At 70.1% G+C, this 12,154-nt stretch carries 10 protein-coding genes; 3 read left to right on the top strand and 7 right to left on the bottom strand.

Going from position 1 to position 12,154, the window contains the following annotated elements; genetic code table 11:
* Window positions 1–23: 23 nt before the first annotated feature.
* Together MOQ72_RS23720 and MOQ72_RS23715 are read right to left on the bottom strand one after the other, a co-directional pair.
* Window positions 24–2,312: a HelD family protein gene (locus tag MOQ72_RS23720; RefSeq protein ID WP_242187663.1), complete on the bottom strand. Its 2,289-nt coding sequence runs from the start codon at window positions 2,310–2,312 to the stop codon at window positions 24–26.
* An 81-nt stretch (window positions 2,313–2,393) separates the two neighbouring features.
* Window positions 2,394–3,800: a GntP family permease gene (locus tag MOQ72_RS23715; RefSeq protein WP_242187661.1), complete on the bottom strand. Its 1,407-nt coding sequence runs from the start codon at window positions 3,798–3,800 to the stop codon at window positions 2,394–2,396.
* Window positions 3,801–3,949: 149 nt separating this feature from the next.
* On the opposite strand from MOQ72_RS23715, the gene MOQ72_RS23710 reads away from it, so the two are divergent.
* Window positions 3,950–4,651 carry a FadR/GntR family transcriptional regulator gene (locus MOQ72_RS23710; protein WP_242187659.1) on the top strand — a complete coding sequence of 234 codons (702 nt, stop codon included), beginning with the start codon at window positions 3,950–3,952 and terminating at the stop codon, window positions 4,649–4,651.
* Between the two features lie 21 nt (window positions 4,652–4,672).
* Here MOQ72_RS23710 and MOQ72_RS23705 read toward each other — a convergent pair whose 3' ends face one another.
* From MOQ72_RS23705 to MOQ72_RS23690, 4 genes are all read right to left on the bottom strand, one after another.
* A complete protein-coding gene (locus MOQ72_RS23705) occupies window positions 4,673–5,365 on the bottom strand; it encodes a transglycosylase SLT domain-containing protein (protein WP_242187657.1) in 693 nt (230 codons plus the stop codon).
* Between the two features lie 206 nt (window positions 5,366–5,571).
* The gene (locus MOQ72_RS23700) at window positions 5,572–7,926 is read right to left on the bottom strand and encodes a LuxR C-terminal-related transcriptional regulator (protein ID WP_242187655.1); all 2,355 of its coding nucleotides are present in this window, start codon (window positions 7,924–7,926) and stop codon (window positions 5,572–5,574) included.
* A 216-nt stretch (window positions 7,927–8,142) separates the two neighbouring features.
* Window positions 8,143–9,411 carry an SLC13 family permease gene (locus MOQ72_RS23695; RefSeq protein WP_242187653.1) on the bottom strand — a complete coding sequence of 423 codons (1,269 nt, stop codon included), beginning with the start codon at window positions 9,409–9,411 and terminating at the stop codon, window positions 8,143–8,145.
* 48 nt (window positions 9,412–9,459) lie between these two features.
* Entirely contained in the window at window positions 9,460–10,215 is a 756-nt protein-coding gene (locus tag MOQ72_RS23690) for a GntR family transcriptional regulator (RefSeq protein ID WP_242187652.1), read from the bottom strand.
* 61 nt (window positions 10,216–10,276) lie between these two features.
* On the opposite strand from MOQ72_RS23690, the gene MOQ72_RS23685 reads away from it, so the two are divergent.
* Together MOQ72_RS23685 and MOQ72_RS23680 are read left to right on the top strand one after the other, a co-directional pair.
* Complete coding sequence (locus tag MOQ72_RS23685) at window positions 10,277–11,053, top strand: amidohydrolase family protein (protein WP_242187651.1); 777 nt, start codon at window positions 10,277–10,279, stop codon at window positions 11,051–11,053.
* A 57-nt stretch (window positions 11,054–11,110) separates the two neighbouring features.
* Window positions 11,111–11,776 carry a DUF2461 domain-containing protein gene (locus MOQ72_RS23680; RefSeq protein WP_242187650.1) on the top strand — a complete coding sequence of 222 codons (666 nt, stop codon included), beginning with the start codon at window positions 11,111–11,113 and terminating at the stop codon, window positions 11,774–11,776.
* Between the two features lie 2 nt (window positions 11,777–11,778).
* On the opposite strand, the gene MOQ72_RS23675 is transcribed toward MOQ72_RS23680, so the two are convergent.
* On the bottom strand, window positions 11,779–12,123 hold the full coding sequence (locus MOQ72_RS23675) for a VanZ family protein (RefSeq protein ID WP_242187649.1): 345 nt from the start codon (window positions 12,121–12,123) through the stop codon (window positions 11,779–11,781).
* Window positions 12,124–12,154: the final 31 nt, after the last annotated feature.

Raw genomic sequence — 12,154 nt, 5'->3', positions numbered from 1 at the left:
CCACAGCCGCTCACGACGTGCTATCAGATGTTCCGCAGCACTGGCGGGAGTTCGTCGGGGTGCACGATGCCGAGGCGTTGGGTGGCGCGGGTCAGGGCTACGTAGAGGTCGTTGAGCCCGCGCTCGGAGGCGGACACGATCGCCGCCGGGTCGATCACCAGCACCGAGTCGAACTCCAGACCCTTCGCCTGGTCGACGGTCAGCAGCACGGCAGGGGATTCCAGATCGTCGGGTTGGGTGCCGATCACCGCGTCGGGCAGCGCATCCGCCAGCCGCGGGCCGAGTTCGGCCAGCAGCTCCGGCGGCAGCAGCACCGCTAGGCGGCCCTCGCCGACCTCGCGCAGTTCGTCGGTGACCACGCTCGGCAGCACGGCGGCGAGGTCGGCGGCCGGAATCTGGCGGGTCCACGGCCGGTGGCCGCTGGTGCGCACCGAGCGCGGCACCACCAGGTCGGTGTCCATTTCGGACAGCACATCGGCCGCGATGGTCATGATCTCCGCCGGGGTGCGGTAGTTGACGGTCAGCTCGGCCAGCTTCCAGCGGTCCTGGACGTACGGGTGCAGCACCTCGTGCCAGGACCGGGCACCGGCCAGCGCACCGGTCTGGGCGACGTCGCCGACCAGCGTCATCGACCGGCTCGGGCAGCGCCGCATCAGCACCCGCCACGCCATCGGCGACAGCTCCTGCGCCTCGTCGACGATGACGTGTCCGAAGGTCCAGGTGCGATCCTCGGCCGCGCGTTCGGCGGCGGTGAGGTCGCTGCTGCCCCGGAACCGCTCGGCCAGCAACTCGGCGTCCAGCACGTCGGAAACCCGCAGCCGTTCCTCGTCGGCGAGCTCCTCGTCCTGCTCCATGATGTGCAGAACGCCTTGCGCGTAGGCGAGTTCCTCGCGTTCCTGGCGTTCGCGCTCGGCCCGTGCCTGGGCGTCGTCCTCACCGAGCAGTTCGGCGAGCTCGTCCAGCAGCGGCACATCGCTCGGCGTCCAGGGGGATCCCGGCAACCGCAGCAGCTCGTCGCGTTCGGCGTCGTCGAGGTGCTTGCGGGTGGCGGTGTGCAGCCGTTCCGGCGAGCCCAGCAGGTCGTCCAGCAGTTCCTGCGGGGTGATCTCCGGCCACAGCTCGTCCAACGCCTTGCCCACCACCGCATCGGCGCGCAGTTCGCGGTTGATGTCGTCGAGGTCGCGGCGGTCCAGCAGGTCGCGGCCGAGCCGGTCGGCGACCTGCAGGGTCAGTGCGGAGAACATCTCGGTGCGGAAGATCCGCCGGGCCAGGTTGTGCGGCTTGCGGGACCGCCGGGCGCGGGTGCGCGCCTGGGTCGCGGTGCGGCGGTCGATGCGCAGCGCCTCGCCGTCGTTGGTGATCTCGATGTAGTCCTGGGGCACCTGCTGCCGGTCGCGGACCGCGTCGTGCAGCACGTCGACCATGTTCGCGCGCCCCTTGATCTCGGCTGCTCGCGCGGATTCCACCTCGGTGGCGGTGATCCCCGGATACAGTCCGCCCACAGTGGACAGCAGCACGCCGGTTTCGCCGAGCGAGGGCAGCACCTGTCCGATGTAGCGCAGGAACGTCGGGTTCGGGCCGACGACCAGCACACCGCGCTTGGACAGCTGCTCGCGGAAGGTGTAGAGCAGGTAGGCCGCGCGGTGCAGCGCGACGGCGGTCTTGCCGGTGCCGGGGCCGCCCTGCACCACCAGCACGCCGTTCATCCCAGCGCGGATGATGTGGTCCTGCTCGGCCTGGATGGTGGCGACGATGTCCTGCATCTGCCCGGTTCGGCGCGCGTCGAGCCGGGCCAGCAGGGTCGCTTCCCCGGCCAGGCCCAGGTTGCCGCCCTGGTCGGCGGCGTCGAGGTCGAGCACCTCGTCCTCGTAGTCCAGCACCTTCCGCCAGCTGGTCCGCAGGTGCCGTCGGCGCCGAACGCCGTCCCGCGCGGCAGCGGTGGCCAGGTAGAACGGCCGTGCCGCGGGGGCGCGCCAGTCCAGCAGCAGCGGTTCGTACTCGTTGTCCTCGTCGAACAGCCCGAGCCGACCGATGTGGAACGTCTCGCCGCTGTCCAGATCCAGCCGCCCGAAGCACATCCCGTGCTCGACCGCGCTCAGCTCGGTGAGCCGGTCGGTGTACATCCGGGTGGAGATGTCGCGCTCGGTGCGCGCCTGCGGCGGACCACCGCTGTCCCGCAGCGTCTCCTTCAGCCGCTGCGTCGTTTCCTGCCGCAGCGCATCCAGCTTGGCGTACAGCACCGAGAGGTACTGCTGCTCGGCTGCGATTTCCTGCGCGCGGACGGCATCCCGATCGGGTCGGGCGTTCGACAATTGCGCCACCTTGTACCGGGGACGGATCAGGGAAAGCCCACCAGCGGGCCCGACCCGCCAATATACCGCGCGCAGCGGTCGTCACAGCACCGCGGACAGCCCGAGGATCACGCCGAAGGAGACCACTGACAGCAGCGTCTCCATCGCCGACCAGGTCTTGAGGGTTTGCCCGACGGTCATCCCGAAGTACTCCTTGACCAGCCAGAACCCCGCGTCGTTGACGTGCGACAGGAACAGCGACCCGGAGCCGATGGCCAGCGCGACCAACGCCCCCTGCGTCGGCGGGAGCCCGGCGACCAGCGGCGCGACCATGCCAGCGGCCGAGATGGTGGCCACCGTCGCAGAACCGGTCGCGACCCGGATGCCGACCGCGATCAGCCAGCCGAGCACCAGCGGCGAGAGGTGCGCTCCGCTGGCCAGACCGGTGATCATGTTGTTCACCCCGGAGTCGACCAGGGTCTGCTTGAACCCGCCACCGGCACCGACGATGAGGATGATCCCGCCGACGGCGGGCAGCGATCCGCCGACCACGTCGGCCAGCCGGTTGCGGCTGAACCGGGCACCGCCGCCGAGCGCCACGATCGCGATCAGCACGGTCAGCATCAGCGCGACGACAGGAGTGCCGACGGTGTCGAGCACCTGGTAGCCGATGCTGTCCTCGGGCAGCAGCAGGTCGGCGACCGACTTGCCGAGCATCAGCACGACGGGCAGCAGCAGCATCGCCACCGACACGAAGAATCCGGGCCGCCGCTCGGGATCGGCCTGGACCGGCGATTTGCCCAGCAGGTGGGTGGCCGGGGGCAGTTCGACGCGCTTCGCGATGTAGGAACCGAACACCGGACCGGCGACGATGGCGGTCGGGATGGCGACGACGACGCCCAGCGCCAGCGTGAGCCCCAGGTCGACGTGCAGCGCGTCGACCGCGGCCAGCGGGCCGGGGTGCGGTGGCACGAGTCCGTGCAGGATCGACAGCCCGGCCAGCGCCGGGATGCCGATCCGCAGCATCGGCTGATCGGAGCGGCTGGCGACCATGACCACCACCGGGACCAGCAGCACCACGCCGACCTCGAAGAACATCGGCAGACCCAGCAGCGCGGCGATGAACACCATCGCCCACGGCAGGCTCCGCCGGGTGGTGCGGCGCAGCACGGTCTCCACGATCTGCTCGGCACCGCCGGTGTCGGTGAGCAGCTTGCCCAGCATCGCGCCGAGCGCGACGAGCAGGCCGACGTCCCCGACGGTCTTGCCGAGTCCTTCGGTGAAGGTGTCCACGAGATCGCCGAAGGGCATGCCAGCCACCACGCCGAGGGTGGTGGCGCCCAACGCCAACGACAGGAACGGATGCAGCTTCGCCCAGCTGATCAGCACCACGATGACCGCGATGCCCGCGACGGCCGCGGTGAGCAGTCGGGTGTCCTGCGCGGTCCAGGCGCCGGTGGGCGCGGCCTGCGCCAGGACTGCGAGGCCGCCGGTAAGGCTGTTTGGCATTGAGGGGCTCCTCGTTGAGCAGCTGGTGCGCGGCACAGCCTAAGCAATAAGTATGACTTTATTGCCATGTTGATCGATTAAGTATGCTGTTAGGCCCGTCACCCGGATCCGACCGCTTATGTTTGGTGCCGGATCAACGGGAGGGCCGGATGGCTGGCGGACTGCACGACAAGGTCCTGGATGTGCTCGGGCACGAGATCGCCGCCGGTGTGCACCCGCCGGGCAGCGTGTTGCGCATCGACGAGGTGGAGCAGCGCTTCGAGATCTCCCGCAGCGTCGCCCGCGAGGTGGTGCGCAGCCTCGCGTCGATCCGGCTGGTCCTCGGCCGCAAGCGGGTCGGCATCGTGGTCCGGCCCCGAGCGGACTGGAACGCCTTCGACCCGCTGCTCATCCGCTGGCAGTTGGCCGCCGACCGCACCGCGCAGCTGAAGACGCTCGCCGAACTGCGCACCGCGGTCGAACCGGTCGCCGCCGCAGCCGCCGCGCTGCGCGCCAGCGACGAGGACGCCGCGCAGCTGGTCAGCCTCGCCGAGCGGATGGTCGCCACCGCACGGGCTGGTGACCTGGACACCTTCATGGCTGCCGATGTGGCCTTCCACCGCCTGGTGCTGACCGCGTCGGGCAACGAGATGTTCGCCCAGTTGCACGAGGTCGTCGAAGAGTTGCTGCAGTGGCGGGCCGGACACGGTCTGATGCCGACGCACCCGCGCCCGGTCGCCGTGCGGCTGCACTGCGAGATCGCCGAGTGCATCCGCGGCGGTGACCGGGCGCGGGCCGAAGAAGCCATGCGCGAGTTGGTCGCCGAAGCGCTGGACGGAACGTTGTCGGGGTTGGCCGCTGCCGCCCAGTAACCCGTGGCTTATGAGGTCTGGTCAGTATCCCTGGTAGCTGCCGCCGGAGCGCACGCTTGCGACGCCTGGCACGTCGGACATCGAGCCGTAGCGCGAGATCGAGTACCGGGTGGCGGCGATGATGTTGTCGACCGGGTTGTAGATGTCTCCGTGGCCGGGCAGCGCGAAGGATTCGAAGGTCGGCTCGATGGTCTGCATCAGGCCGATGGACGGGGTACCCGCCGCGGCGTTGGAGTCCCAGTTGTTGCTGGCGGTCGGGTCGCCGTTGGATTCGTGCATGATGATCATCCGGATCGCGTCGGCGTCGGCGTGATCGCGGGAGATGCCGTTGGCTTCCAGGACACGCTGCGCCTGGTCGATCCAGGCGCCGACCTGGTCCTTCGGCTTGTTGTCCGGGACCGGCTCCGCGGCCTTCTCCGCCTCGGGGGCGACCTGCGGCGCGGGCGCAGCCTCGGGAGCGGGCGGGGCTTGCGGGGCGAGCGGCGCCTGGGCTGGGAGCGGCGTGGCGTCAGCCAGCGGGGCGACTTGCGCGGCGGCCTGCACCGCAGGCTGCTCGGTCTGGGCGTCGCCGACGCTGCTGAAGACGCCGATCACGCCGATCGCGGCCACTGCGGCACCGACCTGCAGGGACCGCGTCTTCGGGGGGACGCGGTGCTGCCGGTTTGCCGAGTCGCCGACGAACGCGGCGCGCAGCCAGGTCGCGGTCCGCGGCACCACCCTCTCCCAGCGGTGCCGCTCGGACGGCGGGGTATCTCGGTTGTCGGGGGCATTGCATTCGGGGGAATTCATTTGTTCGGGGGTCACGGGACCCGAGACTCCAGCACGGAGCGTGTACCCGCATCGCGGTTTGCACGCACATAGGTACCTAGATTGCCCCGAATGGGCGACCATGCGAGGGGATCTAGTTACACAAAGTGAAGCTACTCGGGAACCGGGTCGCGCACGTCACCCGTCTTCTGCGCCGCCACCCAACCGGCGATCTGCGCGCGGGAGGAGAAGTCGAGCTTGGTCAGGATGTTCTGCACGTGGCCCTCGACGGTGCGCTGCGCGATCACCAGGCTCTCGGCGATCTCCTTGTTGGTGTTGCCCTGCGCGACCAGTTCCGCGATCTGCCGCTCCCGCCGGGTCAGCGGCATCGGGTGCACGTTGTCCTCGCTGCGGGGCCGTGCGTGCTTCTTCACTTCCAGCGCGTAGTCGATGGTGTGCGCCAGCGACAGCTGGCGGCCGCGGTCGAACGACTCCTGGAACGCCGCCGCGCCGAGCGTGGTTCGGGTCTGCGCCTCGTGTTCGTCGTGGTCGGCGGCGAAATTCACCCAGAAACCGGGCGCCGCCCGCACCGCGTCCCAGGCCGCCGAGGCCGCGCCGAACAGCCGCGCGGCGCGCTCGTGCTTGCCTTGCTGCTGCGCCACCCAGGCGAGGGTGTCGACGTTGGTGGCCATCCCCATCCGGTTGTCCAGCTGGCGCTGGATGTCGAGGGCTTCCTTCGCCGCGGCCTCGGCCCGCACCGGATCCCCGCGCCGCACCTCGATCTGCGCCGACGCGGACAACGCGTAGGAGCGCCAGAGCAGCTCGCCGCGCTCCGTCGTCAGCCGGATGCATTCCGCCAGCAGGCCCAGTCCGGTCGCGGGATCCTCGCTCAGGCCCTTGATGAGCCCGAGCCCGAACAGCGCGAACATCTCGCCGCCCGGCACCTCGCGCTTGCGGAACTGCCCCAGCGCTTCCTCGGCCAGCGCACTCGCGCGGGCGGTGTCGTTGACGAAGAACGCCGCCATGCCCCGCACCATCACCACGAACGCCTTCTCGGTGTCGTCGCCGCGCTGGTCGGCCAGCGCCGCAGCCTGTTCCGACATGGGCATCGCGGTGTCCAGATCGCCCTGCAACAAGGCGAACCAGGCGCTGACCCGCAGCGCCCGAGCCCGCTCCGGAACCTCGCGCGGAGCGATGGCCAGTGCCTGGTCGAGCCAGTGGCGGCCCTCGCTGTTGAGACCCCGGATGCCCCAGTACTGCCAGAGGTCGGTGCAGATCCGCAGCGCCGTCGCGGCCGTTTCCGGGCTCGCGACGGCAGTGCGCAGCGCGACGCGGAGATTGCCCTGGTCGTTGCGCAGCCGGTGGATCCAGGCGATCTGGTCCGGGCCGATCCAGTCCGCGGCGAACCGGCTGACGAGGTCGGCGTACCAGGCGCAGTGCCGCTGCTGCACGACCTCCAGCTCGCCGAACTCGACGAGCTTGTTCCGGCCGTATTCGCGCAGCGTGTGCGGTAACCGGAAGCGGACCTCGCCGCCTTCTTCCTCGCGCATCAGCACCGACTTGTCCACCAGCGAGTGGATCGCGCTCAGCACGTCGGTGTCGGAGAGCCCGTCGACGGCCACGTGTTCGGCCGCGTCCAGGTCGAAGCTGCCGGAGAACACCGACATCCGCGCCCAGGTCAGCCGGTCCTGGTCGGAGGCGAGTTCGTAGCTCCAGTCGATCAGCGCGCGGAGCGTCTGCTGCCGGGCCGGCGCGCCCCTGCGCCCCTCGGTGAGCAGGTCGTAGCGCTCGGCCAAGCGCTCCTCCAACTGCCGCAGCGACAGCGAGCGCAGTCGCAGCGCCGCCAGCTCGATCGCCAGCGGGTTGCCGTCGAGGTGGTGGCACAGCCGCATCAGCGCGGTGGCGTTCTCGGCGGTGACCTCGAACTCGGGAATCGCGGCCTTGGCCCGCTCGACGAACAGCCGGACCGAGGAGAACTGCTCGTAAGCCTCCGGCGGTGGCAGGTTTTCGATGTCGGGGACCTGCAACGGCGGCACGACCATGGTCGCCTCCCCGGCAACGCCGAGGGACTGGCGACTGGTGGCCAGCACCCGCACGCCGGGGCACCACCGCACCACCGCGTCCACCAGCAGCGCGACGTCCTCGACCACGTGCTCGCAGTTGTCCAGCAACAGCAGCATCTCGCGGTTCTTGAGCTGCTCGATGACGGTGTCGATGTCCTCCCCGGCCGACGGACCGCCGATGCCCAGCTGCTCGATGACCGTGTCGACCACCACCGAGCCGTCCCGCACGTCCTCCAACTCGACGCAGCGGGCCTTGTCCCGGAAGGAACGGCGCATGTTGCTCGCGACCCGGATCGCCAGCCGGGTCTTGCCGACACCGCCTGGGCCGGTGAGGGTCACCACCCGCGATTCGGCCAGCAGGCGTTTGGTGAGGGTGATCTCGCGACGTCGACCGACGAAGCTCGTGACGTCGGCCGGGAGGTTGCCCGCTGGCTCCCGCACACGGGCTCGCGCAGTGGAGACCACGCCACGAGCTTAACCCGCCATTCAGGGCCTGACCTGGGATCTTGTGCCAACCGATGCCCCATCACCCATAAGAGTGAACTGTGTGACTGGCGAGCACGGTCCGTAGATTCTGCGGCCCTGGAAAGTCGGCGACGAACAACACGATGGTGCGGTCTTCGGCCCGGCGGCCTCCTGGCGCAGCCGATACGTTCCACTACGCCGAGTCACCGATGCTGCTCACCCCAGACCGGGGATGACCAGGAAGGCCAGCCAGGCGGCCAGCGGCGCGACTCCGATCATCGACATGCCCCAGGCCAGCAGGCTGCGGAAGGTCTGGGTGCGCTTGGACTCCTCGGTGTTGGCGACCACCAGCGCGCCGCCGGTGGAGAACGGGCTGGAGTCCACCGCCGACGCCGCGACGCACAGCGCGGTGACGAAACCGAACACCCCGATGTCGCCGGACGCCATGAACGGCACGGCCAGCGGCACCAACGCGCCGAACATCGCATTCGTGGAGGCGAACGCCGACACCAGCCCGCCCACCAGCAAGATCAGCAGCGCGGCCAGCAGCGGCTGGCTGATGCCCGCGATCGAGCCACCGAGGCTGTCCACCACACCGACGTTCTGCAGCATCGTCACGTAGGTCACGATGCCGCCGATCAGCAGCACGACGCTCCAGCCGATCTCCCCGGCGGCGTCCTTGCTCTGCCGCGGGAAGATCACCGTGAGGATCACGGCCACGGCCAGCGCGCCGAACCCGACGTCGAGGTCGAACCCGAGCGCCCCGATGACGAGCAGCACCAGCAGCGCGATGGTCAGCACTTGCGCGCCGGTCCAGCCCCGCGCGGCAGCCCCCGGAGCGTCCGCTGGTTCGGCCTCCGCAGGTTGCGCCTTGCCCCGCCCGATCAGCTTCCAACCGCCGAAGAGGGTGAACGCGGCGAGGTTCAGCACCAGGTTGAACAGGAACGTCGCCAGGAAGACCCCGCCTGCGTTCACGTGCACGCCGCTGCGCACCAGCACGCCGTTGACGATGCTGAAGTAGACGCTGATCGGGGAGAAACCACCGGCGTTCGTGCCGTTGAGGATGGACAGGCCCACCAGCATCGGGTGGATGCGGTAGCGCTGGGCGAACGCCAGCCCGACCGGCGCCAGGATCGCGTTGGTCGCCGCGCTGACCGCGCCCGAGCCGGTGATCACGGCCGCCAGCAGGAACAGCACCCACGGCACCAGCACGACCCGGCCGCCGACCGCCTGCACCGAGCGGCCGACGATTCGATCCACCGTGCCGTTGCGCTTGGCGATGGCGAACAGCCACGTGACGCCGACCAGGGTCACCAGCAGCGAGCCGGGAAAGCCCTTGGCCACATCGTCGGTGTCCAACCCGAAGTAGGTGGTGCCGAGCGCGAAAGCCGCGACGAGCGCTACCGCGCCCATGTTCACCGGACGCCACATGGCCAGCGCGAAGACCGCGACCAGCACGAGCACGGACAGCAATTCAGCGGGCATGGTGCAGAACCTTCCCTCGATCTGGGCGTTGCGGCGGTACCCGCCGGGTCAGCGGATCTCGACGCGGTACCGGAACGTGCTGGCCAGACCTCGGGACCGGCGCACCTCGACGGGGGTGCCGGAGTGGGTCCGGGCCACGCGTTCGACGACCACCACCGGTTCGCCGGGCGAGCAGCCGAGCAGTTCGGCGACCGGGTCGTCGGCGAGTTCCACCCACAGTTCCTCGTCGGCGGCACCCACGACCTGCCCGCACAACCGCTCGTAAACCGGGTAGAGCAGGTCGCCGATCTCGTCCAAGCCCACGTCGCGGAGCGGAGCGAAGGTCGGCAGCGGCAACCAGATGTCCTCGGCGAGGAACGGTTCGCCGTCGTAGAGCCGCACGCGGTGCAGCCGCAGGGCCCGCGCCCCGGCGCGCTTGCCGAGGGCGCGCGCCACGTCGGCGGGAGCGGGCTCGGTCTCGCGGGCGAGGATCCGGCTGGCGGGCACCTGGTCGCCCTGCCGGTAGTGGCGGAAGAAGCGGAACAGCGAGTTCTGCGCCTGCATCCGGCGCAGGTAGGTGCCGTTGCCCTGGCGGCGCTCCAGCAGTCCCTCGTCGACCAGATCGGTCAGCACCCGCCGCATGGTGCCCAGCGAAACCCGGTAGTCCTGGGCGAGTTCGGCCTCGGCGGGCAGTGGTTCGGTGGGAGACCACTCGCCGCCGCGCAGGCGCTCGGTGAGCGCCTCTCGAAGTCGGGCGTGCAGCGGTAACCGCGGGTCCAGGGCGGCGAGCGCTTCGCGTGCGGCTTTCGCGGACGGCGATGTCATGCGGGCATCATGACTTCTTTTGCTTCAGTCGTCTAGTCCTATGAAGGTTTAAAGTGGAGCGGTGCACACCTCCGTCGACACCCACGCCCACGTCTTCCACCGCGGCCTGCCGCTGGCGGCGAACCGCCGGTACGCGCCGGACTACGACGCGCGCCTGGCCGACTACCTGGCCGAGCTGGACCGCCACGACATCGGGCGCGCAGTCCTGGTGCAGCCGAGCTTCCTGGGTACCGACAACACCTTCCTGCTGGACTGCGCGGCGCGGCGCCCGGAGCGGTTGCGGGCCGTGGTGGTGGTTGACCCGGCCGAACTCGACCTCGCCGGGCTCGACCGGTTGCACGCGGTCGGGGTGCGCGGCATCCGGCTGAACCTGATCGGAGCGCAGGTGCCGGACCTGGCCGCGTGGGAGCCCTTCGCCGATCGGATGGCGAAACTGGGCGTGCACCTGGAGTTCCAAGCGCGCGGACCGCAGTGGGTCCAGCTGGCCCCCGCGCTGCGGGACTGGCCGGGTCCGGTGGTGATCGACCACGTCGGCTTGCCGCGATGCGCGACCGACCCCGGTCGGCGCGCGGTCCGGGAACTGGCCGCCCACGAGCACGTCTGGGTCAAGGTCTCCGCGCCCTACCGCAGCCCGAGCGGCCAGGCCAGCGCGGCCGCAGCGGAACTGGCGGACACCGTCGGCGCGGACCGCCTGCTGTGGGGCAGCGACTGGCCCTGGACGCAGCACGAGCGGGACCGCAGCTTCGGCGAACTCCTCTCCTGGGCCCAGGCGCTGCTGGGTGCCCGGTTCGCGAGGGTGCTGCGGGAGAACCCGGCCCGCCTGCTGGACTGGTCGTGATCGCTGGCCGCGACGGCGGCCGACGCGGCGTGGTCAGTCGACTCGTAAGCTGATCCGGTGCGGTTCGAGGGTTTCGGTGACGGGGCGTTGGAGTTCTTCGACGGGCTCCAGGCGGACAACTCCAAGGCGTACTGGAACGACAACCTCGCCATCTACCGCGAGCACGTGCGCGCGCCGATGGAGGCGTTGCTCGCCGAACTGGAACCGGAGTTCGCGCCGGGTTTCGGCAAGGGCAAGGTGTTCCGGCCGTATCGGGATGTGCGGTTCAGCCGGGACAAGTCGCCGTACAAGACGCACTGCGGCGCGGTGATCGAGCAGGGTCGCGGCGGCGGCGCTTACTACGTCGAGATCGGCGCGGACGGGATGCTCGCCGCTGGCGGCTGCTACCACGCCGAAGCCGACCAACTCGCCCGCTTCCGCGCCGCGGTGGACACCGACATCCACGGCGCGCGGCTGGAGAAGCTGCTCGGCGCGCTGGTCGATTCCGGTTGGGAGATCGCGGGGGAGACGCTGAAGAGTCGTCCGCGCGGCGTCGCCCCCGACCATCCCCGGTTGGACCTGTTGAGGCACCGCACGCTCTACGCGTTCCGCAGGTGGCCGTCCGACGACATCCTGTACGAGCGCGCCTGCCTGGACCGGGTTCGGCAGGCGTGGAGCGCGGTGCGTGAACTGAACCAGTGGTGCGCCGACCACATCGGCGTCGCGGAGAAGAAACGCCGCTGAGCTCAGAGCCGCCGCGCGGCCGTGACTATTGCCCAGCCGACCGCTGCGCCCGCCACGTCGACCAGTCCGTCGGCGATCTCGCAGCTCCGGCCGAGCGGCAGCAATCCTTGCAGCACCTCCGACACCGCCGCGTAGCCGACCAGCGCGGGCAGCAGTCGCGCGGTGGGGAATCCGGCGATCCGGCCGGTGCTGGCCAGCGCCGCGAAAAGCACGAAGTGCACCACCTTGTCGGTGCCCGGCGGCGCGGTCGGTACGCCCGATTCCGGGGTGAACAGGATGACCAGGCTCGCCAGCCCCGCGATCACGAATGGCGCTCGGGAGAGGTGAGTTCTGTAATGATCCAGCAACGATCTCCCCGATCGGCGTCGACAGGCATGG

Source organism: Saccharopolyspora soli, assembly GCF_022678645.1.
GTDB lineage: Bacteria > Actinomycetota > Actinomycetes > Mycobacteriales > Pseudonocardiaceae > Saccharopolyspora > Saccharopolyspora soli.
This window is presented reverse-complemented; position numbering and strand designations above follow the sequence as displayed.